Source organism: Roseovarius sp. S88, assembly GCF_037023735.1.
GTDB lineage: Bacteria > Pseudomonadota > Alphaproteobacteria > Rhodobacterales > Rhodobacteraceae > Roseovarius > Roseovarius phycicola.
On record NZ_CP146069.1, the window covers coordinates 363,356 to 390,349 of the forward strand.

Below are 26,994 nucleotides of genomic sequence, written 5' to 3' on the forward strand. Positions count from 1 at the left end.
GTTCAGTGTTCTCCAAGTTTGACGTCTGCGTCGTAAGTGCCGTCGACCTCTTTGACGACCGCTTGTCCGCAGCGCATTACCCCGTTTGCTGCGTCGAACGCGTAAGTCGGGTCGCCATAAAGCTCCCATCCTTTGTTCAGGGCTTCAGTGACCTTGTGACAAAAGTCGGATGTGTCGTCTGCCGAGAGGAACCGATAGAGTTTCATGCGTTTACCCAAAGGCCGGATAGCCAAGCCAGTAATGTATCCCTGCAATCACGGCAAAGACCACAACGGTGCCGCCAAGCGTCATCAGTTCCTTGCTCTGCGGAACAGGATCGGGGCGGGTCCATTCAGGTTGCGCTTTGTTGATCACGATCATCTGGACCACAGCCCAAGCCAGAAGGCCGCCAAAGAGAATGAAAGATGGACCGTCCCCGTTCACCAGAATATGCGCCAGTGCCCAAACCTTGACCGCGCCCAACATCGGGTGACGCATCCGGCGTGCCAGAGCGGTCTTCATACCTGATGCGGCAAACATATAGACCGAAAAAAGCATGAGCAGATTGTTGATGCCAACAAGTGCTGGACTGCGCCCCCAGAAAACTGCGCCATCGGCCATACCATAGCCTTTGCTCATGAGCCAAATACTGATGAGCAACGTGACAGCGACAATCCCCTTGCCTGGTCCTTCCCCCAAAACTGCGCGCAGGCCCGGCGCAAGACGCTTCAGAAGATGTGCGCCACTCCAAAGAACAAGACCAAGAATGAGATAGATCATGTCGCTTACTCCGCTGCCATTTCGGCAATTGCTTCCGATTTGGCCAGAATGCGCTGGGCCGCAACCACGTGTAGGTTTTCTACGATCTGACCGTCCACAACGGCCACGCCCTGTCCCTGCCGCTGGCTTTCTTCGAAGGCTTCGATCTGGCGCTTGGCAAGGTCGATTTCCGACTGCGTTGGCGCAAACGCGGTGTTGGTTACTTCAATCTGTGCTGGGTGAATGAGCGTCTTGCCATCAAAGCCCAGATCTCGGCCGTGTTCGCATTCCGCTTTCAATCCATCCCCGTCCCGAAACCGGTTGTAAACACCATCAATTGCCACAACGCCGCGCGCCGCACGTGCGGCCATCACGATCATTTGCAAGGATGACAAAAGAGGCATGCGGTCCGGCCGGTAGCGGCACCCCAATTCCTTGGTCAGGTCGTTGGTTCCGGTAATCAGGCCTGTTACTTGGCGATGCGCAGCAATCTCACGTGCGTTAAACACGCTCGCAGGCGTCTCCATCATCGTCCAGATCGGCATATCTGGTCCAACCATATCGGCGAGGCTATCAACATCGGAGTAGTTGTTCACCTTAGGCAGTAGAATGATGTCGGCTCCGGCGTTGCCCAAAACACGTACATCTTCAAAGCCCCACTCGGTGGTCAGGGCGTTGATCCGCACCACTTTGACCCGATTGCCATAGCCGCCATCGCTGAGAGCCTGCGCCAGTGTCTGTCGGGCCTCGGCCTTGGCATCGGGGGCCACGGCATCCTCCAGATCAAAGATGATCGCATCTGTCGGCAGGCTGCGCGCCTTCTCAAGCGCACGTTCCTTGGAGCCAGGGATATAAAGTACAGAACGATAGGGGTGCGTCTGAAGGTCCATTCAAACGGCTCCTTTCCAAAGTCGATAGAAATTTTCTTGCGCAGCATTGCCATTTTTTGCCTGAAAAGTTCAAGGATTTTCCCGCCGCAGTGCAGAAACATACGAAAGATAAGCGAGGCGAACGTCGCATTAACCTTGTTTTGGTAGCCATGAAAGCACGCTTTGAACCAATCAAAAGGCAGGGACCAAGCTTAGAAAGGCGAGAAAGATGAAGCTATATGCGAAGATGACGACGGCCGCGATTGCGGTCTGCCTGGCCGGCCCGTCCGCTGCCTCAAACTGCGCTCCGCGTGAGATGGTCATAGAAAACCTGGCCAAGAAGTACGGCGAATCACGGCAATCTATGGGTCTCGGTGCAAACAATGCGGTGGTTGAGGTGTTCGCCTCCGAAGAGACTGGCACATGGACGATAACAGTGACTTCTGTCCATGGCATGACCTGCATGGTGGCCAGTGGCCAGGCGTTTGAAGAACTGGCCGAGGTGCTCCCGGTTGATGACAACGATGCGTAGCGACGCAAAATCGCAAGATGAGCGATCAAGCAGCGGTTGATGGCATGCAAGAATCGCCTGTGCGTCCGAATTGATTGCCGGTCGTTTCTTGGCACGGATGCCGTTTTGCCCAGTCTTGCAGTCCTGAGTGGTCAAGTTGGGTCAAGCCACTGTTGTGCACATAGTTTTTGGTATTGTCGGATTTTAAGTTCGATCAATTTCCGCTCTGCTGCATTGCAGCGCACTTGCGCCAGACGGCGATTGCGACTAGGCCGTGTCGCAACATTCCAACCGACCGGAGACCATTCCAATGGCCAGACCCAAGATCGCCCTTATCGGCGCAGGACAAATCGGCGGCACGCTTGCCCATCTTGCAGCTCTGAAAGAACTTGGTGATGTCGTTTTGTTCGACATTGCCGAAGGCATTCCAGAGGGCAAAGCGCTCGACATCGCAGAATCCGGCCCGTCAGAGGGCTTTGACGCATCATTGAGCGGCACTCAAAGCTATGCCGACATCGCTGGCGCGGATGTTTGCATCGTCACCGCCGGTGTGCCGCGCAAGCCGGGCATGAGCCGCGATGACCTCCTGGGCATCAACCTCAAAGTCATGAAATCCGTGGGCGAAGGCATCCGCGATCACGCGCCGAATGCATTTGTGATCTGCATCACCAACCCGCTCGACGCGATGGTTTGGGCCCTGCGTGAATTCTCAGGCCTGCCTCATGAAAAAGTCTGCGGCATGGCCGGTGTGCTCGACAGCGCCCGTTTCCGCCACTTCCTCGCCGAAGAGTTCAACGTCTCCATGAAAGACGTCACCGCCTTCGTTCTGGGCGGACATGGCGACACAATGGTGCCTTCCGTGCGCTACTCCACAGTGGCCGGTATCCCTCTGCCAGACTTGGTTGCGATGGGCTGGACCACGCAAGAAAAGCTCGACGCGATTGTGCAACGCACCCGCGACGGCGGTGCTGAAATCGTAGGCCTGCTGAAGACCGGCTCTGCTTTCTATGCACCCGCCACATCCGCGATTGAAATGGCCGAAGCCTATCTCAAGGACCAAAAGCGCGTTCTGCCCTGTGCCGCTTATTGCGATGGCGACCTGGGCCTCAAAGGCATGTATGTCGGTGTCCCGACCGTTATCGGCGCAGGCGGGGTTGAGCGGATCGTAAACATCAAGCTCAACAAGGAAGAGCAAGAGATGTTCGACGCTTCCGTCAAAGCCGTTCAAGGCTTGGTAGAAGCCTGCAAAGGGATCGACAGCTCACTCGCTTGATCCTCTTCCCTAGACAAGTTTAAGCTGGAACGCGCGGGCCTCAGACCCGCGCGTTTTTCATTTCAGGAGTTGATTTTTTGAAACGATTTTTCCTTCTCGGTGCGGCGGCGTTTTCGCTGTTGAGTGCCACCGCACTTCCCCTACAGGCGCAGTCATTGGCCGAAGACGGGTTGGCCTCAACGATTGAACGGTTGTCCGCAGACCCCAACGCGAACACCTTCGAATTGGGGATGTTGCAGACTCTTCGCGCTGTCGAAAAAACCCTGCAAACACGATACGAGTACGGGATCGGGCAGCGTGTGCCGATGCTTCCGGTTCTGCGCATTCAGGGTGCGCTGACACCGAATCCGAAACCCAAGCCGTCTGACACTGGCACGCTCTCGGAAATCATGCGTCAGTTTGTCGAAGATATGGAGATGGCTCGCACAACGCTGACTTCAGTCGACGATGCGCCTGCCTTTGATCTGACGCTGCAAGATCTGTGGTTCGATGTGGATGGTAACGGACAGCGCGCACGGTCTGAAAACGTCACCGAGCTTTTGGGGGCATTGGTGATTGGCGGGCGGGCCTATCGTGAATTCTCTCAGTCAGAGGCGAAAGACACGCCCATCAGTGTACGTTTTGATGCCGCAGATCATGCCTGGTTGGCCGCCTACACTCATATGTTGTCAGGCTTTGGGCACCTCTATCTGGCCTTTGATCCCGAACCGGTTTTCCAAAAACTGGAAGCCGAACGCACGGCGCTGGGCAACGCACCAGAGATTCCGAACATCTACGATCAGGCGCAACTGGAAGAAGAACTCGCGGCGTTGGAGGCAGAAGAGGCAGAGATAAAGGCTGAAACGGAGGCGCTACAGGAAAGTTTCAACGCCAAGAACGACGCGTACCGCACGCTTTACAATGAAATACGAGAAAAGCCTGACGGTGCTGAAAAAGATGCACTTCAGGAGACGGCTGATGCCATGCAGGAAGAAACCAGAGCCATGGGCAGGGAATTGAGCGATCTGCGCCGCAGCCTTCAGTTTATCCGTAACGAAAAGCGCGCCATCGAGGCCAAACAACCCGAAGCGGTTGGTGACATGCAGAGGATGGCGGCACAGCAGGCCGAGACGATTGATTTCATCTATGTCCTGATCCGGTCACTGGATCAGCAGCCAGATGCCGATCATATCCGGGCTGTGCGCGACAACTGGATGGGCATGATTGCACAAAACCGGGTGTTTTGGACGCGGCTGGCCGAAGAGACTGACAATGAGCGCGAATGGATTCCCAACGAGACCCAGACTTCGGCCTTGCCGGTTGAAATCCCTGATGGTGCGCCCGAGGCCTGGCAAGCGATCCTGGCGGATATCGAGGCGGTGCTGAAAGGCGATCTGCTGATCACGCACCCGCTTTTGCCACCCGGTCACGGCATCAGTATTCCAGCCTATGTTGAAGATCCCAGCCCATTGTCCTTGCTCGAATGGGTGCATGGCATTGGTGCGTATCGCTATGCCGCCAAGGGGCCGCGGCTCACCGCGCAAAGTTGGAATGCGTTTCAACGTTTGACCAATGGAAACCCTGGTGGATTTGCGATCTTCTTCAACTAAGGGTCACATGCTGATGTTGCCATCGTATCAAGCAGAGGCTTGAAACTGCGCATTGATTCGCTCCTAGCTTCATATTTGTTAATTTGTGATCACAGTTTTTAATGCTGTGATCACAAAAGTTATTATTTGGCCGCAAAACCCATAAACCGACGACAAAGCACTTAAGTCCGTCCAAATCCGTGTCTATACCGAGAGGGAAACACACCAAGACGGGATTGTGCGATGAACATTCACGAATACCAGGCGAAATCCTTGCTGCGCTCTTACGGTGCGCCGGTCTCTGATGGCCGCGTTGTGCTGCGCGCAGAAGAAGCCAAGACCGCCGCCGGAGAGCTCGATGGTCCAGTTTGGGTCGTCAAGGCACAGATCCATGCAGGCGGTCGCGGCAAGGGGACATTCAAGGAACCCGAAGCCGGAAGTGCAGGTGGCGTGCGTATCGCCAAATCCGTGAGTGAAGCTGCCGAAGAGGCCAAGCACATGCTGGGCCGCACATTGGTCACCAAACAGACCGGCCCGGCGGGCAAGCAGGTGAACCGCGTCTATATCGAAGACGGCGCTGGCATCGACAAAGAATTCTACCTTGCCCTGCTCGTGGATCGCGGCACATCGCGCATCTCGTTCGTTTGTTCCACAGAGGGCGGCATGGACATCGAAGAAGTGGCCGAAAGCACGCCGGAGAAAATCCTTAGCTTCAGTGTTGATCCAGCCACCGGCTATCAGGCCTTTCACGGCCGCCGCATTGCCTTCATGCTCGAACTCACCGGCGGCGCGGTGAAGCAATGCGTCAAGCTGATGGGCACGCTCTACAAGATGTTCCTCGAAAAAGACATGGAGATGCTGGAGATCAACCCGCTGATCCTGACCACGGGCGGCGACCTCAAGTGCCTCGACGCCAAGATGGGCTTTGACAGCAACGCTGTCTACCGCCACGCCGACATCGCCGAGCTGCGCGACGTGACTGAAGAAGACCCAAAAGAGCTTGAGGCGTCGAAATATGACCTCAACTATATCGCACTGGATGGCGAAATCGGCTGCATGGTGAACGGCGCAGGCCTCGCCATGGCGACGATGGACATCATCAAGCTTTACGGATCAGAGCCGGCCAACTTCCTTGACGTGGGAGGCGGTGCGACCAAGGACAAGGTGACCGAGGCATTCAAGATCATCACCTCGGACCCGCAGGTCAAAGGCATTCTCGTCAACATCTTCGGCGGCATCATGCGCTGTGACGTGATCGCAGAGGGCGTCGTGGCCGCCGTGAAAGAGGTGGGCCTCAAGGTCCCGCTCGTCGTCCGGCTGGAGGGCACGAATGTTGAGAAGGGCAAGGACATCATCAACAATTCCGATGTGGATGTGATCGCCGCCGACAACCTCAAGGATGGTGCTGAGAAGATCGTGAAGGCGGTCAAAGGATAATCGTAGGGTGGGTGCCAACCCACCTTCCCCACGAAAAGAATTAAGGAGAACGCCAAATGGCAGTCCTCGTAGACGAAAACACCAAAGTCATCTGTCAGGGTCTCACCGGCTCACAAGGGACTTTCCACTCGGAACAGGCCATCGCCTATGGCACCAAGATGGTGGGCGGCGTCACCCCCGGCAAAGGCGGGCAGACGCATCTTGATCTGCCAGTTTACAACTCTGTTCATGAAGCGATGCATGAAACCGGAGCAAATGCGTCCGTGATCTATGTACCACCCCCTTTTGCCGCCGATTCCATCCTTGAGGCCATTGATGCTGAGATGCCGCTCATTGTGTGCATCACCGAAGGCATTCCGGTCCTCGACATGCTGCGCGTCAAACGCGCGCTGATGGACAGCACGTCGAAACTCATCGGCCCCAACTGTCCGGGTATCATCACGCCCGATGCCTGCAAGATCGGCATCATGCCCGGCCACATCCACAAACGTGGATCCTGCGGCGTGGTCTCGCGCTCCGGCACGCTCACCTATGAGGCGGTGAAACAGACCTCCGATGTGGGCCTGGGTCAGTCGACCTGCGTGGGTATCGGCGGCGACCCCATCAAGGGCACCGAGCATATCGATGTGCTGGAATGGTTCCTGGCCGATGATGAAACGCAAAGCATCATCATGATCGGCGAAATCGGCGGCTCCGCCGAAGAAGAGGCCGCACAGTTCCTGATCGACGAGAAAAAGAAAGGCCGCTGGAAGCCCACGGCCGGTTTCATCGCAGGCCGCACCGCCCCTCCGGGCCGTCGCATGGGCCATGCCGGTGCGATTGTCGCCGGCGGCAAAGGCGGCGCGGATGATAAGATCGAAGCCATGCGCGCGGCTGGGATTGTGGTCTCTGAGTCCCCCGCAGGTCTTGGTGAGGCCGTTCTGGAGGCGATTGGCTAATGTCCCAGATGAAAGCCGTAGGTCGGGCTTCAGCCCGGCACGCGACCCTGGCATTTCTGGGTGCGGCTTTCATTGTGGCGGCCTCATCCGCCCAAGCGGGCGAATGGAACAAAATCGCCAGCAAGGCCATCGCGGCCTGTACCGATGCTGCGCCGGAAGACTTCGACGCCAATCTGGCATCTGCCGGTTTCGAATATCTCACCGATGCTCATGTTGATCGCGTGGGGGCGCAACTGACATATGCAGAGCGCCTGACCACCTATGCTCAAACAGGTGAGGCCCCCAACCCCGCCTTGCACGCCAATGCGGTTGAAATCTTTACTGGTATCATCGCCGCAATGGTCGAAGACGCGGATGACGGACAGCAGATTTACGTTTTTCCAGAGGATGACACATTCTTTGTGATCACCTCTGTCGTTGAACCTGAGCATTGCGGATTTACCCATATCGCCAGTTTGGATCACGGCCCGTTACGTGCTGGAGAGTTCGACGACGTTGCGGGCATCAAAGATCCGGATCAGTCCTTCGAACAAGAGTTTCTGACCGACGCGATTTCAACGCCAAACGGACAGGACGAACCTTTCATTTTCTTCCGGCAGTTGCGCCCCAAGGACGGAGCCAAAGCGGCTCTGGGTGACGATGCCATCGTTTCACAATGGGGCATCAGGCCCTGACGCGTTGCGCGTCTGTCAGCAGGGGAAAGACACATGACCGACCAATCTCCCAACGACCAATTCCACGCCTCGTCTTTCATGCAGGGGCATAATGCGGAGTATCTGGAGCAGATATGAATACCTCTCTTGCAAGCATCTTAGCGGAACCCTCAGCCTCTTCTGGGAGCCGGAACGGGGTCGCCATATTCACCAGTTTTTCTAGGGTCGCATGTTTCGCCATCGCAACAACATTAGCTTTGATGGGGACAAAAACAGCGGCAATTGCTGATACCAGCCGCCTTTGGTTGGACGCATGTACGTCAAGTTACAAAAGCAAAGATGAATTCTATGGAGTTTTTAAAGCAGCAGGTTTTTCGCCACTCAAAGAAGAAGACTTGCCCTTTGCCATCAGTCTTTTTGCAGACTTCCACACAATAACCAGTCTTGTAGTGGACGACTTGACCAATGGAAGCAGACTTACCTTTACAAACCCCGAAGCATGGGCACCAACACCACAAGACTATCAAAAAATGTATAAGAACCGGGGCAAACCCACTTCGAACGCTTTAACCCCCGTAGCTTTGAAAGTTCACCGGAAAACAGCGGCCGGGCAATTCGATGCAGCTGGAGATATATTCTATAACGGAGAAATAATAATATTAGCTTTTGGGGGAGAGTTTAATACTAAGTGCGATATCATTTTTACATCTCCTGCACCAACTTGGTTGAAGTCGCGAGTGTTAAACCACCCAGACACTAACTCCAAACAATACTCAAATTTTTTCAACGAAAAACGATTGTCTTTAAAGGACAAATCAAATGGCTCGCAGCGTTTCACGAGCTTTGTCTTTAACGACTTCATGCAAAGTACTTTTGAAAAGCTTCGTGGGGAAAGCCCTGAGTTTCTGCAAACCCTTACTGTCGAATCTCGTAGGATTTGAGCGCATGAAACATTTGCTTCCCGCGCTCAACGCAAATCCCGCAAATCCAAGGATAGTCGAAGAATGACCGACCAATCTCCAAACGACCAGTTTCACGCCTCGTCTTTCATGCAGGGGCATAATGCGGAGTATCTGGAGCAGCTCTACGCGCGCTACGCAAATGATCCCAATGCTGTGGATGAAGCCTGGCAGGCCTTTTTCGCGCAGCTCGGGGATGGGGAAGTTGAGGTCAAGCGCGAGGCAGCAGGGCCAAGCTGGGCGCGCGCCGACTGGCCGCCGCAGCCGCAGGACGAACTGACCGGTGCTTTGACGGGCGAGTATCCGCCCGAGGTTGAGGCCAAAAAGGCCGGCGAAAAGATCAAGGCCAAGGCCGCAGAGACCGGTGTTGAGGTCTCGGATGAGGCCATCAAACGTGCCGTGCTGGACAGTGTTCGCGCCCTCATGCTGATCCGCGCTTACCGCATCCGCGGCCATCTGGCGGCGGACCTTGACCCGCTGGGCCTGCGTGAAACACCTGCGCGGCCCGAGCTTGATCCGCGGTCCTATGGCTTCACAGAGGCCGATATGGACCGGCCTATTTTTATCGATAACGTGCTAGGCCTTCAGGTCGCGTCCATCCGCGAAATTCTGGCCATCGTCAAGCGCACCTATTGCGGCACGTTTGCGCTGCAATACATGCATATTTCCGATCCGGTTGAATCGGCTTGGCTTAAGGAACGCATCGAAGGCTATGACAAGGAGATCAGCTTTACCCGTGAAGGGCGCAAGGCGATCCTGAACAAGCTGGTAGAGGCCGAAGGGTTCGAAAAATACCTGCATGTCAAATACATGGGCACCAAGCGGTTTGGTCTTGATGGCGGCGAGAGCCTCATTCCCGCGATGGAACAGATCATCAAACGCGGTGGCCAACTGGGTGTAAAAGACATCGTCATCGGCATGCCCCACCGGGGGCGTCTGTCGGTGCTGGCCAATGTGATGGGCAAGCCCTATCGCGCGATCTTCAACGAGTTTCAGGGCGGCAGCTTTAAGCCCGAGGATGTGGATGGCTCCGGCGATGTGAAGTATCACCTCGGCGCATCCTCAGACCGCGAGTTTGACGGCAACTCCGTGCATCTCAGTCTGACCGCAAACCCGTCACATCTTGAGGCGGTGAACCCTGTGGTTCTCGGCAAAGTGCGCGCCAAGCAGGACCAGATGAACGATACGGACCGCACGTCTGTTATGGGTATCCTGTTGCATGGTGATGCTGCGTTCGCCGGGCAAGGTGTGGTCGCCGAAGGCTTCGGTCTATCGGGTCTGCGCGGCCATAAAACCGGTGGCACGATGCATATCGTCGTGAATAACCAAATCGGCTTCACCACCGCACCCCACTTCTCGCGCTCGTCGCCCTATCCAACTGACATCGCGCTTATGGTCGAAGCGCCGATTTTCCACGTCAATGGCGATGACCCCGAGGCCGTGGTGCACGCAGCCCGCGTCGCCACCGAATTCCGCCAGAAGTTTAAGAAAGACGTAGTGATCGACATGATCTGTTATCGCCGCTTTGGCCATAACGAGGGGGATGAACCGATGTTCACCAACCCTGTCATGTACAAAAAGATCAAGACGCAGAAGACAACTCTGGCGCTCTACACCGAACGGTTGGTCAAAGACGGTTTGATCCCCGAAGGTGAGATTGAGGACATGAAGGCCGCGTTTCAGTCCTATCTCGCGGATGAGTTTGAAGCCGGGAAGGAATTCCGTCCGAACAAGGCCGATTGGCTGGATGGCAAATGGTCTCATCTTGACCGCAAGGATGAAGACTACCAACGCGGCGCGACCTCCATAAAGAAAAAGACCTTCACTGAAATCGGCAAGGCACTGACCACCGCACCCAAGGACTTTCCACTGCACAAAACCGTCGCGCGTCTGCTCGAAACCAAGGCCAACATGTTCAAAACTGGGGAAGGCTTCGACTGGGCCACGGCAGAAGCTCTGGCCTTTGGCTCATTGCTGACCGAAGGCTACCCGGTGCGCCTCGCCGGTCAAGACTGTACCCGCGGCACCTTCTCGCAACGCCATTCCGGGTTGATCAACCAAGACACCGAAGAGCGATACTACCCGCTCAATCACATCCGCAAAGGACAGGCGCATTACGATGTCATCGACTCGATGCTCTCGGAATATGCCGTGCTTGGGTTTGAGTATGGCTATACGCTCTCGGAACCCAATGCGCTTGTTATGTGGGAGGCGCAGTTTGGTGATTTCGCCAATGGCGCGCAGATCATGTTTGACCAATTCATCAGTTCAGGCGAGAGCAAATGGCTGCGCATGTCGGGGCTTGTCTGCCTTCTGCCGCACGGATTTGAGGGGCAGGGGCCGGAACACAGCTCGGCCCGCTTGGAGCGTTTCCTGCAAATGTGCGGTCAGGACAACTGGATTGTGGCCAATTGCTCGACTCCGTCGAACTACTTCCACATCCTGCGCCGCCAGTTGCACCGCACGTTCCGCAAGCCGCTCATCCTGATGACGCCCAAGTCGCTCTTGCGTCACAAGTTGTGCATCTCCAAAACCGAAGACTTCGTTACCGGATCAAGCTTTCACCGGGTTCTCTGGGATGACGCGCAACATGGCAACTCGGACCTCAAACTGAAGCCCGACACCAAAATCCGCCGCGTCGTGATGTGTTCGGGCAAGGTGTACTATGACCTGTTGGAAGAGCGTGATGCGCGAGGATTGGATGACGTCTATCTGATGCGTGTTGAGCAGTTCTATCCCTTCCCGGCCATCTCGATGGTCAAGGAGTTGGAACGCTTTAAAGGCGCCGAAATGGTCTGGTGTCAGGAAGAGCCGAAGAACCAGGGCGCCTGGAGCTTTATCGAACCCAACATCGAATGGGTGCTGCAGCGCATCAAGGCCAAGCATACCCGCCCGACCTATGCCGGTCGCCCGGCCTCGGCCTCTCCGGCCACGGGGCTTGCCAGCCAACACAAAGCACAACAAGAGGCGCTGGTTGATGCCGCGCTGACCATCGAAGGATAACACCCAATGACCACCGAAGTCCGCGTACCCACCCTGGGCGAATCCGTCACCGAGGCCACAGTTGCCACGTGGTTCAAGAAACCCGGCGATGCTGTAGCTGCCGATGAAATGCTCTGTGAGTTGGAAACCGACAAGGTCACCGTTGAGGTGCCCGCCCCCGCCTCCGGCACAATGGCCGAGATTGTTGCAAAAGAGGGGGAAACCGTTGGGGTCGACGCCCTTCTTGCCACCATCAACGAAGGTGCCAGTGCGGGCGATACCCCCGTGGCCGCGCCTGCTCCGGCAACAGCTCCAGCGGCATCAAGCAGAGGCGACAGTGTTGATGTCATGGTGCCGACATTGGGTGAATCCGTAACCGAAGCCACTGTATCCACCTGGTTCAAAGCGGTGGGCGACGCAGTGAGCGCCGATGAAATGCTCTGCGAGTTGGAAACCGACAAAGTTTCGGTTGAGGTGCCTGCACCCGCCTCGGGCACATTGACTGAAATCCTCGCCAAAGAGGGTGACACGGTCGAGGCCGGTGGCAAGCTTGCCGTAATGTCTGGCAGCGGTGGAGCGGCAGCCTCTGCGCCTGCCGCGGCTGAGACGGCCCCGGCCCCCGCAGCGGCCACAGGCAAGGATGTGGAAGACGCGCCTTCGGCCAAGAAAGCCATGGCCGAGGCCGGGCTTTCGTCTGAACAGGTCCAGGGCTCTGGCCGCGATGGTCGCGTGATGAAAGATGACGTCGCCCGCGCTGCGGCTGCGGCCACCGCTGCGCCGGCAGTGTCATCCGAACCTGTTGCAGCCCCGCGCGCGCCTGTCTCCGCCGATGATGCCTCTCGCGAAGAGCGCGTGAAGATGACCCGCCTGCGCCAGACGATCGCCAAACGCCTCAAAGACAGCCAGAACACTGCCGCGATGCTGACCACCTACAACGAGGTGGACATGACCGAGGTCATGGCCCTGCGCTCAGAATACAAAGACGAGTTCCTCAAAAAGCACGGCGTGAAACTGGGCTTCATGTCTTTCTTTACCAAAGCCTGCTGCCACGCGCTGAAAGAAGTGCCGGAAGTGAACGCAGAGATCGACGGCACCGACATCGTCTATAAGAATTTCGTCCATATGGGCATCGCGGCAGGTACACCCACAGGCCTTGTTGTGCCCGTGATCCGAGATGCTGATCAAATGAGCTTTGCCGCGATTGAGAAAGCTATCGCCGAAAAAGGCGCTCGCGCCCGCGACGGCAAGCTCTCTATGGCCGAAATGCAGGGCGGCACCTTCACCATCTCCAATGGCGGTGTCTATGGCTCGCTGATGAGCTCTCCGATCCTCAACCCGCCGCAATCCGGCATCCTCGGCATGCACAAAATTCAGCAACGCCCGATGGTTGTGAACGGCGAAATCGTCGCGCGTCCGATGATGTATCTGGCCCTCAGCTACGACCACCGGATCGTCGACGGCAAAGGCGCGGTGACGTTCCTCGTGCGCGTGAAAGACGCGCTTGAGGATCCAAGAAGGCTGTTAATGGATTTGTGACGGGACAGGTTGGGTTGAACCCCACCCTACACCGCCGCTCGAATACTTCGTAAAGCGGGGTTTCACCCCGCCAAAACTCGACCCATCCGAGGCAAGTGAGATGGCTAAACGAAGAACCAAATCAGAAATTCGAGATGAGTACTCACGTCTCGCCAAATGCTGGGAAATAGCTCGGGAATTTCAGGGTCACCTTCTTAAGGCAGATGGCGCACCTGATCAGATTATTGACGATCTACCTACAAGTGCCTCATTAATTGCTCAATTCGATGATGGGAAAAACCCGCCGAGCCAACTGTTAGCTGGTCTCGAACAAGGTCTGATGGACTCTGCACCAGCCCTTGTCATGCACGCCAAACTAGGTGCAATAGCACAGAACCTTCTAGCGCGCTATAAAGAAGAAACTGGAAACGATTTTCTGCTGGACTGCACCGACTACAAGTCCAAAGCAAGAAAGGCTGTAGAACGTGGAAAAATCAAAAGCGAAACAGAGTTTTATGCTTTGAAAGAAGTGATTTCAGACAAGGATCAAACATTGTTTGTGGACGATCAGATTAGCACCGCGTTCAGCTTGCTTGAACATTTCGAACTTGGGCAAACCTGACACACTATGACCCCTGAACTCACCGTCCTTACCCTCGCCGCTCTTCTGCAGGTTCTCCAATTCGTCCTGATGTCCGTCCCCGCCAACCTCGAACTTGGCCCGGGCAAGACAACTTCCCCCCGCGACCGCTCAAAGTTGGGCGGCACTCTTGAAGACCAACTCAGCGAAAAAATCGCGCGTCTTTACCGCGCCCTGAACAACCATTTCGAGGGTCTGATCCTCTTCACCATCGCCTGCGTCGTGATCACCCTGTCGAACCAATCCACCGGCTTCACTGCCGCCTGCGCCTGGACCTACCTGATCGCGCGCATCTTCTATGTTCCGGCCTACTATCTCGGCCTACGGCCGTGGCGGTCGCTTATCTGGATGGTGGGCTTTGGTGCGACCGCGCTGATGCTGCTGAGCGCCCTTCTATGAGCTTCTTTCTTGTCGAAAATACCCAAATCCGACCTTTACGCTTGGCCCTCCGCCCGGCAGGATCGCGTAAAAACACCGACGTGATACCGACACAATACCGACGTGATACCGACGTCGAAAATTCCAAGGAGAACAACCATGGCATCCTATGACGTCATCATCATCGGTTCCGGCCCCGGCGGCTATGTCGCAGCCATTCGCTGTGCGCAGCTGGGCCTGAAAACCGCCTGTGTCGAGGGGCGCGAGACGCTGGGCGGCACGTGCCTGAACGTCGGCTGCATACCATCCAAGGCCCTCCTGCATGCCAGCCATATGTTGCATGAGGCCGAGCACAATTTCGCAACCATGGGCCTCAAAGGCAAAGCGCCGTCAGTCGACTGGAAGCAGATGCTGACCTACAAGAATGACGTCATCGGCCAGAACACCAAAGGCATCGAATTTTTATTCAAAAAGAACAAGATAGACTGGATCAAAGGCTGGGGATCGATACCCGAAGCGGGCAAGGTCAAGGTCGGCGACGAGGTGCACGAGGCCAAGAACATTATCATCGCCAGTGGATCAGAGGCATCCAGTCTGCCGGGTGTCGAAGTAGATGAGAAGATCGTTGTGACCTCCACCGGTGCGCTGGAGTTGCCAAAGATCCCCAAAAAGATGGTCGTGATCGGTGCAGGTGTGATCGGGCTTGAGTTGGGATCGGTCTATGCCCGGCTTGGCACCGAGGTTACGGTCGTGGAGTTCCTGGATCACATCACTCCCGGCATGGACGGCGAGGTGCAGAAGACTTTCCAAAGAATGCTGAAAAAGCAGGGGCTTACCTTTATCATGGGAGCCGCCGTGCAAGGTGTTTCTGCGACCAAGACAAAGGCCAAAGTCACCTACAAACTGCGCAAAGATGATAGTGAGGCGTCTCTTGATGCTGATGTCGTTCTCGTTGCCACCGGCCGCCGCCCCTATACTGACGGTCTGGGCCTTGAAGCGCTGGGTGTCGAAATGAGTGAGCGCGGTCAGATCAAGACCGACGCCCAATGGCGCACCAACGTGGCAGGGATCTATGCCATCGGTGACGCAATCGATGGCCCTATGCTGGCTCACAAAGCCGAAGATGAAGGCATGGCCGCCGCAGAGGTCATCTCAGGCAAGCATGGCCATGTAAATTATGGCGTGATCCCCGGCGTGATCTACACACATCCCGAGGTCGCAAGCGTTGGTTTGACCGAAGATCAATTGAAGGAAGAAGGCCGCGCCTACAAAGTCGGCAAATTTTCCTTCATGGGCAACGGTCGCGCCAAGGCGGTGTTTGCGGGCGACGGGTTCGTGAAACTTCTGGCAGACAAGGAAACGGATCGCATTCTTGGCGCGCATATCATCGGCCCTGCAGCAGGGGATTTGATCCACGAGGTCTGTGTCGCGATGGAATTCGGTGCATCCGCAGAAGACCTTGCCCTGACCTGCCACGCGCACCCCACTTATTCTGAGGCTGTGCGCGAGGCGGCCCTGGCCTGTGGGGATGGACCGATCCACGCCTGATTTGTTGAATCGTGAGATTTTCCTACAACAGCCTGATTTAGAGGGAAATTCCGTCATTCTTTGGCCATAAACAAAGGTCTGACTGCACATCGAAATTTGGTTAGGAGTTCTTTTTCGATGCGTAGTTCAATGCTGGCCCTTTTGGCCACGACCTTTCTTGTGGCCCTTCCCGAACCGGCAGAGGCCCGGCGTGGTGGGTCCGAGCACCAGGAGTTGCTGTTTGTTGCAGAGACCAAGATTATCGAAGAGGGCGTACCCTATTCCTTGTGTCTACTGGTGAATGAACGCTCGGCTTTTGGAATTAACCTCTTCCGAAGCGTAGAGACATATGCGTTGGCCGAGAACAAGTGCGACACTACCGCCTACTATCCAATGTCAGTCGAAGATATCGCCGAAGCTAAAGAAGCTGGCATGATTGATGCGGCGATACCCAATGAGCCTAAACTGTCCACCTCAGACCTCATTACGGGCCACATAGGCTGGCTCTTTGTGGCGGGCGCTCTGGCCTTTGCTGGGTACGGCGCGCTGAACGCCCGCAAACGCCGCCAGGAACGTCAGGGCATGATGGGAGAAGCCTCCCCCGCCGCTGTCGCGATCCTGGATGCCATGTGTCATGCAGCCAAGGCGGACGGGCATATCGATGCCTCAGAGATTGCAGCCATTGCCGAAGCGGCAGAGCGGATGACCGGCGAAAACTTTGATCCTCAGCAAGTCGCCAAAATGGCCGATCTGGCTGAAAGCAAACCCTCGGACAAGGATTTCAAGCGCCTTGTGAAAGGTCGCACTGGGCCCGAGTTCGATGTCATGATGCGCGGTGTTTTGATGGTTGTGGCTGCCGATGGTCGGTTGGCCGACAGCGAGCAACAGTTTGTCGGCAAACTGGCCAAAGCCATGCGGATGTCCGGCGAACAGGTGCAGGCAATCCTGCATGACGTGGTTGGCTCTGCTCAGGGGCAGCCCGCAGAGTAACGGCCAGACTTGTGACCTCGCCCTTGCGCGGGGTCACCACATCGTCTTGGCCGCCCGCGCACTCCACGCTGCATCGTAGTCTGCGCCGCCTTCCTCTCCATCAGACGCCTGGGCCAAGATCTCTCCAACCGTCGGAAGCCCCTCGCTATCATCCCGCGACCAGATCCCGGCGCGCATCGGGGCGCGGGCGCATTGCGCATAAATCTCACCGATCTTAATCACGATCACCGTCGCAGGCTGACGGCCTTTGCGTTCAAACCGGGAGCGCATATCGGGATCAGCGGTTAGCCGCGCGTCTCCGTTCAGCCGCACAATGGTGTTTGATCTCGGAATCATGAACATCAGCGACACCCGCCCGTCTTCGACAATATTGCGTAACGAATCCAAACGGTTGTTCCCACGCCAGTCGGGCATAGCGAGGGTATGTTCATCCAGTTCGGTGACAACCGGCCCATCGTCACCACGTGGGCTGCCGTCCGTGCCGTTTGGACCAACGGTACTGAGCACGCAAAACCGCGAGGTCATGATCCATTTGCGATAAAGCGGTGTCAGCCTATGCGCCACCTTGCGCAAAGATGGCGCCCCGGGTGTGCCATAACGCGCCTCTAGTGACGCAATGTCCTCAAGATACTCCATCCGGATCAAACCCCGCTTCGCGCATCAGCCGGTTCGAGTTGGTTTCGATCACCTCCTCTAGCTCGGACATGAATGTTTCTTTCTCCTTACCCGCAGGAATGCGCGGCAGGAACTCAACCACGGCCAGTCCAGGCTTGCGCATGATGCCCTTGCGTGGCCAGAAGACGCCCACATTGGTCGCCACCGGCACACAGTCCTGCCCAGTTTCTTCATAGAGAATGCCTGACCCGATCTTGTAGGGCGCTTTGACACCCGGGGCGATGCGTGTGCCTTGGGGGTAGATGATCAATTGCCCAGGGGCCTGACGCCCTTTGGCTACATCATCGACCATTTTCTTGATGGCCTGACTGCGTTTGCCACGATCGACCGGCACGCAGCCCAGCCTGAGACCGTACTGCCCCAAGATAGGCGCATACATCAGCTCTCGTTTCATTATGAACTTGCCGGCCGGAACGGCAGCAAAGATGAGGATGATGTCAAGGAACGATTGATGCTTGGCCACCACCAGAACTTCGTCTGTGGGCGGCGTGCCGCGCACTTCCGTCCGCAACCCCACCATCCAGCGCGCCGTCCATGTCACCCAGTGACACCAGGCTTTGCAGCCAGCGTTGGCCCCGCGCCGGTCCAACAGCGCCCAGGGAAAGAAGAGAATGCCCAAAGGGAGCATCATGAAGTAAATCTGTCCGACGAAGATGAGGGACCGCAGCCATTGAATTGCGTCTCTCATGACAGGTCCTTCAAGGTCTTACGCGCCGCGGTCCGCGTTGCGACAAAGGACACCGCAGCGGCCAATGGTGGGATGACGATCAACCAAATCCACTGCCATCCGTGAAAGCCTAAGCCTGTCAGAAACCCACCTTCTTCTTGTGCCGCAGGCAAAAGGAAAACAGCCAATCCACCAAGCAGAACGCCGACTGCCGCGCCAAAAAGCGCACGCAGGGTAAAGCGCCGCACAAATGCGCGCGCGATATAGCTGTCTTGCGCGCCCACAAGACGAAGCACGGAGATAACTTGTGTGTTTGCCGCCAGTGCGGCATTGGCGGCCAACGTGATCATGGCCGCTGTTGTGCCTGCAATCAGAATGAGCGAGACCAGCCCCAGCGTGCGCAAACGCGATGCCGCATCTACCAAAGGACGCCGCCAACGTGTGTGGTCATCAAGAACCGCGCCGGGCACTTCCGCGGCAAGACGCAGGCGCAGGCCTTCGGCATCAAAACCATCGCCATCTTCGATGACTTCGATGAGTTGCGGTATGGGTAGAGTTTCTACAGGTAGATCAGGGCCAAACCATGGTTCAAGCAACGCCCGCTGCTCCGCTTCATCAAGCGCACGGGCCGAGGCGACGCCACTTGTCGTATCCAGAACACGAAGCGCCGCGGCGGTCTGCGCCTGCATCTGTCCTTCGGGTGCTGAGATGCGAATGGTAGAGCTTTGCGCCAGTTCAGAGCCCCAACGATCAGCCAAACGGCCAGTGGCCATGGAGAGCGCCACTGTAAACACTGCGAGAAACGCCATGGCGGCTGCACTGAACAAAGTGAGCGACGCGGTGTAACCTGTAGGTGGAACAACCCGGTCGGCTTGGGTGTCACCTGCAATCAGTTCTGCGACTTTCGAGACGTCAAATTTCATAGATCCGCACCCGCCAGTTGCAGCCGCTGATTGGAGATACGCAGAACACGAGCCTGTACGTGGCTTTTGGCCGCTCGGATCAAGGCCAGGTCATGGGTGGCCACCATGATGGTCTTGCCCATCCGGTTCAGTTCGATGAGCAGGCGCAACAGACGTTGCGACATGTCCCAGTCAACATTGCCCGTCGGTTCGTCGGCCAGAATGGCATCGGGCGACATGATCACCGCCCGTGCCAACGCAGCACGCTGCCGTTCCCCGCCGGACAGTTCTGGTGGTAACGCGCTTGCCCGGCTTTTCAATCCAACCCAGTTCATCAATTCACTCAAATTGGCGGATTGGCTGAGAATATCACGACCTGATACCAACAAGGGCAGCGCGATGTTGTCCGAGACATTCATGTGATCGAGAAATTGGCAATCCTGGTGCACAACACCAATTCTGCGCCGCGCCTTGGCGATGTCATCACGTTCCATTGCGTGCACGTCCTGGCCAAAAAGGGTCACGTGCCCCGCTGTTGGAAACAACGCGCCGTAACACAATTTTAGCAGAGTTGTTTTACCAGATCCCGATGGCCCGGTCAGGAAATGGAACGATCCGGGCTGAAGCTTGAGTGAGATATCACTCAGCAATTCACCGCCGCCATAGCTATAGGCCACACTGTCCAATTCGATCAAAACCCGCGCCCTCACTTCGTTTGTTCCTACATGCCTCACGAGACACAGTTGTGCAACGATCACGAGGGTCAAACCTTTGCCTCTTTTACAGTGCGGCTTTTACCCCTATGGTTTGAGCAATTCCAAGACGCGCACGGGCCGTGCCGTAGCGCCATGCAAAGGGTGGACTTATGCGGCTAATTTGCCCGAATTGCGGGGCACAATACGAAGTTCCTGACGAGGTCATTCCGACGTCGGGGCGCGATGTGCAATGCTCGGATTGCGGCAACACGTGGTTTCAGCATCACCCGGATCACCAACCCGAGCCTGAAGAAGAAGACGTCGCAGCGGATTGGGTTGAAGATGCCGAGGAAGATGCGTCTGAGGCGCAGGCTTCGGTTGCTGATGAACCCAAAGATGTAAGCAACCAAGATGCACAAGACGATGACGCCGAAGAGAGCGTTTCCGACGTTGACCGCATGGTCGAAGCGCATGGCGAGGCGGCGGAAGACTTCGAGGAAGACTACGCTGACGACAACGCGGATGAAGAGCCTGTGGAAGAGCCTCAGCCCCCGAGCGCAGTGTTCCCGCGACAGCTCGATCCATCGGTCGCCGAAGTTCTGCGTGAAGAAGCCGAATTGGAAACCAGCGCACGCGCTTCTGATCAGCAAGGTGGCCTGGAAACCCAACAAGAGCTTGGCCTTGACGCTCAGGACAGCGCTGCACAGCAACGCTCGGAAGAGGCGCGAAGCCGAATGGCGCGTTTGCGCGGAGATGATGTCGCTGAACCCGCCATAGAAGGCGAGACGGAAGAGATTGACGTCGACTCCGCCCTTGATGATCAGGCGTCGCGCCGAAACCTTCTTCCGGATATTGATGAAATCAATTCGTCATTGGGTCCGGAAAACGCCGGTGAGGCCAGCTCTGCGATCTCAGATCAGCCAGTCCCAGTGGCGGCACGCAAAAGCGGGTTCCGCACAGGATTTCGTCTCGCAGTCATTTTGGCTTTGATTGGGTTGTTGGTTTACATCTTTGCCCCAAAGCTCGCCGAAGCAGTGCCTGCTCTTTCTGAACCCCTGATGCAATATCAGAACATGGTTGATGGATGGCGGTCTGGGCTTGATGGTGTGATTACAAATTTTGCGTCGTCTTTGTCAGACCAGTAGCGCTGACATTCAACCGTTCGAACCGCTCATTTCTTAGAAGCGGTCCAGCAACCTGCGCAGATAATCCAACTCGATCTCGGGCCGCCTTGTTTCCCCTGATCTGCGGCGAATCTCATCCAAAAGCTCACCTGCACGGCGATAGATGTCGTCGCGTGCTGTGAATTCACCCTGATCACCAGCCAACCCGCGTTGGGAGCGGCCAAGAGGATCGCGTTCGCCGAATTGACCCAGGCTCTCGCTTTGCGCCTGACCCTGGCCCGGCTGGCCCTCGTTGTTCTCAGCCATGGCTTCGCCGAGATTGCGCATGCCATCGCGCAGCGCTTCCATGGCTTCCGCCTGCCGGTCAATAGCCTCTGCCAGATCATCGCCGCGCAACGCGTCTTCTGCGCCATCCATCGCGCGACCTGCACGATCAAGGGAGTCGCGTGCTGCATCGCCGGTCTCTCCGCCCAAGTTGGGCAATCCATCCTGCTGGCGCTGCAATTCCTGTCTCAGGGCCCGTTGACGGTCTGCAAGGCTTTCTGCAAGACCGCCGCCTTGTTGTCCTTCCGCTGTCTGACTGTCGCCGCCCTGACCAGATCCCGGTTCCTGACCCTCGCCCTGGCCTTGAGTACCTTCATGGCTCTGACCTTGCCCTTGACCTCCATTGCGGCCTTCGTTGCCTTCGGATTCACCAGCTTGCGCGCCTGGATTGAACTGCTCCTGCAAGTCCCGGAAGGCTTCATCGGTCAACCCTTGCTGATTGCGAAGCGTCTCGGCCAGACCTTCCATGGCTTGTTGACCGGGGCTTTCGCCATTCTGTCCCTGGCCTTGCGTGACCTGAAGGTTTTCCATCATCTGCTGGAACTCTTCCAAGGCCTGCTGGGCCTCTGCGAAGCGACCTTGCTCCATCAATTCCTGGATCCGGTCCATCATCTCTTGCAGATCCTGCTGATCCAGCGTCTGCATATTTTCCGCTTGCTGCTGTTGGCCGCCCTGTTCGCCTTCGCGCTGGGCCTGTTGGGTCCGCTGGCGCAAGTAGTCTTGCGTGGCATCGCGCAATTCCTGCATCAGCCGCGCGATTTCCTCCTCGCTCGCCCCGTTGCGCATGGCTTCGCTCAGACGTTCCTGAGCCGCGCGCATCCTTTCAAGGGCATCCCCAATGTCGCCATCTTCGAGTAAAATTGCGAGATCCCACAGCGCCTCGGCAATCTCGGCCTGCGTTTCGTCCGTCAAACCGTCATGCCGCACCAGCGTATCAAGCCGTCGCAGGATCACGCGCATGCGCAAGTAAGCGGTATCTGACCGAAACAGCCCGTCTTCTGGTACATGTGAGACCGCACGCAGCATTTGCACCACGCGCTTTGCATTGCTCTTGGCCCATAACAAATCCCGGCGTTGTTCTATGACCGACGCGGCGAGCGGGTCAAAGAAACGCCGCGCGGGCAAGTCCATCAACAAGGCTTCGCTGGCCCCGGTTTGATCCGCCGCATCACTGACTTCCAGCTTCAATGTTACCGGAAGATGCGCCCATGGATGCTCTGACAGGTTCTCGATCAGTGCTTCTGAGAACTCATCCCGCCCCCCGGTGATGGGCATCGGCAGATCAAGCACAATCGGCTCTCTGGGATCAGGTTCTGTAGTTAGGCCATGCCGACGGTCAACTGCAGCCAAATCAAGCGTGAATGTCGCTTTGCCGCCTTCCACGCCATAGTCGTCACGAGCCTCAAAGGCCTGACTCATCTGACCATCAAAAGTGACCTCAAGATCGGCAGGGTTCGCGGCCACATTGGGGGACGCATCCGGGATCGCGGTGACGGTCCACTCTTTGCCGCCGGGACCATCAATGCGCAAAGTGCCGTCGGAGTTGATCACAAACTCCTGTTCCGTATCAGTGGCCGCGCCGAGGTCTTCTGTCCGACCGGATACCGTCTCAGCAACGCTAAAGTCGCCCACATCTGTATAAAGCCGGATGGTGACGCGACTGCCTTGGGGCACGCGAATGCTGTCTTCCTGATCATTCAGGTAAAGGCTGGGTAGGTTTGTGTAGGCAGGTGGTTCGATCCAGCCCTCCCAAGTGGGGCCACTGGTCACCTGCGGCACCGCGCCGACACCCAGTTGCGTCACCGTGCCCGCGCGCCAAACCGAACCAAAGAGCATTGCCACCACGAGACCAAGAAGCGCCACGTAACGCAGACCAAATGGATCGCGTCGCGAGAGCTTGAGATCAGGTTCAACTGCTTTTGCGGTTGCCGCCCGGTCTTCCATCCGCCGCAAATGCGCGCGCCAGAGCTGTTCTGAACCTGCATCGCCTTCACCGATGGCTTGTTGATCCGAAAGCGCAGCCAGAGGATGCCCGGGAAGGGCGGCGTCCATGCGGTCGATGGCTTCTTGTCGGTTTGGCCAAAGAAACCGCATTGCGCCTTTGAATGCGAAATAAAATGCGCCCATTGCCGCAAGCGTTCCAATGATCCAAACCGCTTCGACTTGCGCCAATTCGTGCAGCCCAAGCATAAGAGCTGCTGCCACGGCAATTACGATGCTCCACAAAGGCCAGAAGGCATGCACAACACGCTCTGCGATCAGCCCCGCCCAAGTCAATGAAAGCGGTCTGCGCAGGCGTTTCAGTACAGGTGTCAGACGCGTCTGCCCTTGTGACATATGCCTTTCCCTTTTCGCTGCAGCGCAAAGATTACGCTACAGCCATTCTGGGATGGTATCGCGATTTATCATCTCGTCAAAGGTTGGACGGGGTCGGATGACGGCAAATTGATGCTCATGCACCAGAACTTCGGGCACAAGAGGCCGCGTATTGTACTCACTGGCCATAACGGCGCCGTAAGCTCCGGCACTGCGAAACGCCACCAAATCCCCTTCTGACACAGGCGGCATAAGGCGTTCCTTGGCAAATGTGTCACCAGATTCGCAAACCGGGCCGACGATATCGTATTTTGCCTGTTCGACACCTGGACGAGGCTCTGTGACCGGAATGATGTCGTGATAGGCCTCGTACATCGCTGGGCGGATCAAATCATTCATTGCCCCGTCCAGAATCAGGAAATCGCGCCCTTCACCGGATTTGACATAGATGACCTTGGTGACAAGGATCCCGGCATTGCCTGCCACAAGCCGACCGGGCTCTATTTCTATCTCACAGTCCAAATGCCCTACTGTTTCTTTAATCAGTTCACCGTATTCAACGGGCAACGGTGGGGCTTCGTTAGACCGTGTGTAAGGAATGCCGAGCCCACCTCCTAAATCCAGACGCGTGATCTCGTGCCCATCGGCGCGCAGAACTTCGGTCAGCTCGGCCACTTTCTGGTAGGCAAGGCGAAATGGCTCCAACTCGGTCAATTGGCTGCCAATATGCACGTCAATGCCGATGACTTTGAGACCCGGCAAACGCGCGGCCTCGGCATAGACCTCGCGCGCACGCGCAATGGGAATACCAAATTTGTTCTCGCTTTTGCCTGTGGCAATTTTGGCATGGGTTTTGGCATCTACATCCGGGTTCACCCGCACAGTGATCGGAGCTTCGAACCCAAAAGAGCTGGCCACCTCGCTCAAAGCCTGCATTTCAGGCTCACTCTCAACATTGAACTGCCGAATGCCGCCTTCCAAAGCCACACGCATCTCATCACGGGTTTTGCCCACACCGGAAAATACAATGCGATTTCCGGGCACACCCGCCGCTTTGGCCCGCAGGTATTCGCCGCCGGACACGACGTCCATACCAGCACCTGCTTGTGCTAGCGTTTTCAGAATTGCCTGATTGCTTGCGGCTTTCATGGCATAGCAAACCAAATGGGGAATGCCGTCCAATGCCTCGTCAAACAGTCGAAAATGCCGGGTCAGTGTGGCCGTAGAATAGCAGTAGAAGGGCGTGCCCACCTCGGCGGCGATGTCCGCCACTGGCACATCCTCGGCATGCAAAGCGCCGTCTTTGTAGAGAAAGTGGTCCATGACGCTTCTTCTTGACTTGAATACTCAGTTGCCCGGCGTATCGCCTTGCCGCATTCTCAAAAACAGATAGAGCGGCAATCCGCAACTGACACCGATACAAAATGTTGCCGGAATAGCCAGAAATCCAAGCCAATCGCGCCTCTTGCCGCTTTCCCAAATGACCCAAAAGGTCAGCGCAACCGCGGCAATCGTGAGATCCCAGACAAGCCCGCTTGTGGCGGCATTGACGTGCCAGGCATCGACCATGGCCATGATATCATAGCCGTTTTCGTTAAACCATTGCAGGAAATAGGCCATCGGGTGGATCGCCCCCCAGATGGCCAGCGCCAGAAAGAGATATCTCAAAAGAAGGTTCCCAGTGTTACACTAACATTGCCACGATTGAGCGTTGTGGCGACGCCCGCGCCCACGCCGCTTGATCCACCAGACAACACGACTGAGGTCGAGGTAGTCGTCTGAGGCGTGTTCTGGGACACGGTGTCATCCGTTTCGGCCTCAGTCTCCGGCGGTGCTTCCTCCCGACCGGGGGGAATTGGTTCTCCGTCCACACCGCAGGCCGTGATCGCCAGAAGGCCCGCAAAAGCAATCCATACTCTCATTTCAGTGCCTCCTTCCAACTTGCGATTTGCTCGCGTACACGAACCGGCGCCGTGCCGCCGTAGCTCATGCGCGAGGCCACGGAGTTGTGAACACCCAGCACATCATAGACCGTTTCGTTGATTTCTCCATGCACCGATTGCATGTCGGCCAGGCTCAACTCAGGCAGGTCACACCCGTTACCTTCGGCCATGGCCACCAAAGTGCCGGTGATGTGATGCGCCTCGCGGAAGGGCAGGCCCAGAACGCGCACAAGCCAATCGGCTAGGTCCGTCGCGGTTGAAAAGCCTGATCCAGCCGCGGCTTCCAGGCTCTCGCGATTTGCCGTCATGTCGCGAACCATGCCATTCATGGCCGCTAGTGCCAGCATCAAATTGTCAGCGGCGTCAAAGACCTGCTCCTTGTCTTCCTGCATATCTTTTGAGTAGGTCAGCGGCAGGCCCTTCATCACCGTCATAAGAGCCACGTTGGCTCCAAAAATCCGACCAATCTTGGCGCGAATAAGCTCTGCGGCATCCGGATTTTTCTTCTGCGGCATGATCGAGGATCCGGTGGAGAAGCGATCAGACAGGGCAACAAACCGGAACTGTGCTGAGGACCAGATCACCAGCTCCTCGGCCATGCGGCTGAGATGCATCGCGCAAATGCTGGCTGCACCAAGAAACTCCAGTGCAAAATCCCTGTCACTCACTGCGTCAAGGCTATTGGCCGAGGGCCGATCAAATCCCAAGTCCTTAGCCGTCATGTTGCGGTCTATCGGAAAAGACGTGCCGGCCAGCGCCGCTGCGCCAAGAGGGCTTTCGTTCATCCGCGCCCGTGCATCGCGCACTCGGCTCAGATCCCGGCCAAACATCTCGACATAGGCCATCATGTGGTGGCCCCATGTCACGGGTTGCGCCGTCTGCAAATGGGTAAAGCCCGGCATCACCCAGTCCGCGCCGGCCTCGGCCTGTTCCAGGAACGCCTCGATCAGCGTGATAAGTCCGGTTTCAAAAGCGTCAAACTGATCCCGCACCCAGAGTTTGAAATCTGTGGCGACCTGATCGTTGCGGCTGCGCCCTGTGTGCAATCGACCTGCAGGCTCACCAATGATCTCTTTCAAACGCGCCTCGACATTCATGTGAATGTCTTCCAACGCGGTTGAGAACTGGAAATCTCCGCTTTCAATCTCTGACAACACCGTGAGCAGGCCTTCCCGAATGGCCTCTGCATCCTTATCAGTCAGTATGCCGGTGCTCGCCAACATGGCGGCATGGGCCCTTGAGCCTTCGATATCCTGGGCTGCCAACCGCTTGTCGAACCCGATTGAGGCATTAATTGCCTCCATGATCGCGTCCGGCCCGGCGGCAAAGCGGCCGCCCCACATCTGGTTTGAGGTCTTTTTTGTCATGTC

Annotated in this window: 26 protein-coding genes; 14 read left to right on the top strand and 12 right to left on the bottom strand. The window is 56.7% G+C overall.

Annotated elements, in window-relative coordinates; genetic code table 11:
• Positions 1-2 precede the first annotated feature (2 nt).
• From RZ517_RS01825 to RZ517_RS01835, 3 genes are read right to left on the bottom strand one after another with little or no spacing between them, the layout of a single operon-like run.
• Positions 3-206, bottom strand: a complete 204-nt coding sequence (locus tag RZ517_RS01825; protein WP_317056270.1) for a DUF1737 domain-containing protein — start codon at positions 204-206, stop codon at positions 3-5.
• A 4-nt stretch (positions 207-210) separates the two neighbouring features.
• Positions 211-759: an NnrU family protein gene (locus RZ517_RS01830; protein ID WP_338549795.1), complete on the bottom strand. Its 549-nt coding sequence runs from the start codon at positions 757-759 to the stop codon at positions 211-213.
• 5 nt (positions 760-764) lie between these two features.
• Positions 765-1,628 carry an HpcH/HpaI aldolase/citrate lyase family protein gene (locus RZ517_RS01835; RefSeq protein WP_317056268.1) on the bottom strand — a complete coding sequence of 288 codons (864 nt, stop codon included), beginning with the start codon at positions 1,626-1,628 and terminating at the stop codon, positions 765-767.
• Between the two features lie 208 nt (positions 1,629-1,836).
• Between RZ517_RS01835 and RZ517_RS01840 the strand changes: the two genes are divergently transcribed.
• The 13 genes from RZ517_RS01840 (at position 1,837) to RZ517_RS01900 (ending at position 16,978) form a co-directional block, all read left to right on the top strand.
• Complete coding sequence (locus tag RZ517_RS01840; protein WP_338549796.1) at positions 1,837-2,139, top strand: hypothetical protein; 303 nt, start codon at positions 1,837-1,839, stop codon at positions 2,137-2,139.
• Between the two features lie 289 nt (positions 2,140-2,428).
• Positions 2,429-3,391, top strand: coding sequence for a malate dehydrogenase (mdh, locus tag RZ517_RS01845; protein ID WP_338549797.1), 963 nt, complete (start codon positions 2,429-2,431; stop codon positions 3,389-3,391).
• A gap of 77 nt (positions 3,392-3,468) precedes the next feature.
• The gene (locus tag RZ517_RS01850; RefSeq protein ID WP_338549798.1) at positions 3,469-4,980 is read left to right on the top strand and encodes a hypothetical protein; all 1,512 of its coding nucleotides are present in this window, start codon (positions 3,469-3,471) and stop codon (positions 4,978-4,980) included.
• Positions 4,981-5,202: 222 nt separating this feature from the next.
• Positions 5,203-6,396 carry an ADP-forming succinate--CoA ligase subunit beta gene (gene sucC / locus RZ517_RS01855; RefSeq protein WP_338549799.1) on the top strand — a complete coding sequence of 398 codons (1,194 nt, stop codon included), beginning with the start codon at positions 5,203-5,205 and terminating at the stop codon, positions 6,394-6,396.
• 56 nt (positions 6,397-6,452) lie between these two features.
• A complete protein-coding gene (gene sucD, locus RZ517_RS01860) occupies positions 6,453-7,334 on the top strand; it encodes a succinate--CoA ligase subunit alpha (RefSeq protein ID WP_338549800.1) in 882 nt (293 codons plus the stop codon).
• Positions 7,334-8,008 (top strand): hypothetical protein, encoded by a 675-nt coding sequence (locus tag RZ517_RS01865; protein ID WP_338549801.1) that lies wholly within the window; start codon positions 7,334-7,336, stop codon positions 8,006-8,008. The genes sucD and RZ517_RS01865 overlap by 1 nt, the downstream gene beginning before the upstream one ends.
• 113 nt (positions 8,009-8,121) lie before the next feature.
• Positions 8,122-8,928 (top strand): hypothetical protein, encoded by an 807-nt coding sequence (locus RZ517_RS01870; RefSeq protein ID WP_338549802.1) that lies wholly within the window; start codon positions 8,122-8,124, stop codon positions 8,926-8,928.
• A gap of 63 nt (positions 8,929-8,991) precedes the next feature.
• Positions 8,992-11,949 carry a 2-oxoglutarate dehydrogenase E1 component gene (locus tag RZ517_RS01875; RefSeq protein WP_338549803.1) on the top strand — a complete coding sequence of 986 codons (2,958 nt, stop codon included), beginning with the start codon at positions 8,992-8,994 and terminating at the stop codon, positions 11,947-11,949.
• A 6-nt stretch (positions 11,950-11,955) separates the two neighbouring features.
• Positions 11,956-13,464, top strand: a complete 1,509-nt coding sequence (odhB, locus tag RZ517_RS01880) for a 2-oxoglutarate dehydrogenase complex dihydrolipoyllysine-residue succinyltransferase (protein WP_338549804.1) — start codon at positions 11,956-11,958, stop codon at positions 13,462-13,464.
• A gap of 100 nt (positions 13,465-13,564) precedes the next feature.
• A complete protein-coding gene (locus tag RZ517_RS01885) occupies positions 13,565-14,065 on the top strand; it encodes a hypothetical protein (protein ID WP_338549805.1) in 501 nt (166 codons plus the stop codon).
• Positions 14,066-14,071: 6 nt separating this feature from the next.
• Positions 14,072-14,482: an MAPEG family protein gene (locus RZ517_RS01890; RefSeq protein ID WP_338549806.1), complete on the top strand. Its 411-nt coding sequence runs from the start codon at positions 14,072-14,074 to the stop codon at positions 14,480-14,482.
• Positions 14,483-14,620: 138 nt separating this feature from the next.
• On the top strand, positions 14,621-16,009 hold the full coding sequence (lpdA, locus tag RZ517_RS01895) for a dihydrolipoyl dehydrogenase (protein WP_317056256.1): 1,389 nt from the start codon (positions 14,621-14,623) through the stop codon (positions 16,007-16,009).
• A gap of 117 nt (positions 16,010-16,126) precedes the next feature.
• A complete protein-coding gene (locus tag RZ517_RS01900) occupies positions 16,127-16,978 on the top strand; it encodes a DUF533 domain-containing protein (protein WP_338549807.1) in 852 nt (283 codons plus the stop codon).
• Positions 16,979-17,011: 33 nt separating this feature from the next.
• Here the strand turns inward: RZ517_RS01900 and RZ517_RS01905 are convergent, their stop codons facing one another.
• From RZ517_RS01905 to RZ517_RS01920, 4 genes are read right to left on the bottom strand one after another with little or no spacing between them, the layout of a single operon-like run.
• Complete coding sequence (locus RZ517_RS01905) at positions 17,012-17,614, bottom strand: pyridoxamine 5'-phosphate oxidase family protein (RefSeq protein WP_338549808.1); 603 nt, start codon at positions 17,612-17,614, stop codon at positions 17,012-17,014.
• On the bottom strand, positions 17,601-18,341 hold the full coding sequence (locus RZ517_RS01910; protein ID WP_317056253.1) for a lysophospholipid acyltransferase family protein: 741 nt from the start codon (positions 18,339-18,341) through the stop codon (positions 17,601-17,603). The genes RZ517_RS01905 and RZ517_RS01910 overlap by 14 nt, the downstream gene beginning before the upstream one ends.
• Entirely contained in the window at positions 18,338-19,243 is a 906-nt protein-coding gene (locus RZ517_RS01915; RefSeq protein WP_338549809.1) for a cell division protein FtsX, read from the bottom strand. The genes RZ517_RS01910 and RZ517_RS01915 overlap by 4 nt, the downstream gene beginning before the upstream one ends.
• Positions 19,240-19,917 (bottom strand): cell division ATP-binding protein FtsE, encoded by a 678-nt coding sequence (locus tag RZ517_RS01920; RefSeq protein WP_338549810.1) that lies wholly within the window; start codon positions 19,915-19,917, stop codon positions 19,240-19,242. The genes RZ517_RS01915 and RZ517_RS01920 overlap by 4 nt, the downstream gene beginning before the upstream one ends.
• A 170-nt stretch (positions 19,918-20,087) precedes the next feature.
• Here RZ517_RS01920 and RZ517_RS01925 point away from each other — a divergent pair, with 170 nt between their 5' ends.
• On the top strand, positions 20,088-21,062 hold the full coding sequence (locus tag RZ517_RS01925) for a zinc-ribbon domain-containing protein (protein WP_338549811.1): 975 nt from the start codon (positions 20,088-20,090) through the stop codon (positions 21,060-21,062).
• Between the two features lie 33 nt (positions 21,063-21,095).
• Here RZ517_RS01925 and RZ517_RS01930 read toward each other — a convergent pair whose 3' ends face one another.
• The 5 genes from RZ517_RS01930 to argH are packed head-to-tail and all read right to left on the bottom strand — an operon-like array spanning position 21,096 to position 26,991.
• A complete protein-coding gene (locus tag RZ517_RS01930; RefSeq protein ID WP_338549812.1) occupies positions 21,096-23,702 on the bottom strand; it encodes a TIGR02302 family protein in 2,607 nt (868 codons plus the stop codon).
• A gap of 36 nt (positions 23,703-23,738) precedes the next feature.
• On the bottom strand, positions 23,739-25,004 hold the full coding sequence (gene lysA, locus RZ517_RS01935) for a diaminopimelate decarboxylase (RefSeq protein WP_338549813.1): 1,266 nt from the start codon (positions 25,002-25,004) through the stop codon (positions 23,739-23,741).
• 24 nt (positions 25,005-25,028) lie between these two features.
• Entirely contained in the window at positions 25,029-25,349 is a 321-nt protein-coding gene (locus tag RZ517_RS01940) for a DUF2834 domain-containing protein (protein ID WP_338549814.1), read from the bottom strand.
• Entirely contained in the window at positions 25,346-25,603 is a 258-nt protein-coding gene (locus tag RZ517_RS01945; protein WP_338549815.1) for a hypothetical protein, read from the bottom strand. The genes RZ517_RS01940 and RZ517_RS01945 overlap by 4 nt, the downstream gene beginning before the upstream one ends.
• A complete protein-coding gene (gene argH / locus RZ517_RS01950) occupies positions 25,600-26,991 on the bottom strand; it encodes an argininosuccinate lyase (protein WP_338549816.1) in 1,392 nt (463 codons plus the stop codon). The genes RZ517_RS01945 and argH overlap by 4 nt, the downstream gene beginning before the upstream one ends.
• Positions 26,992-26,994: the final 3 nt, after the last annotated feature.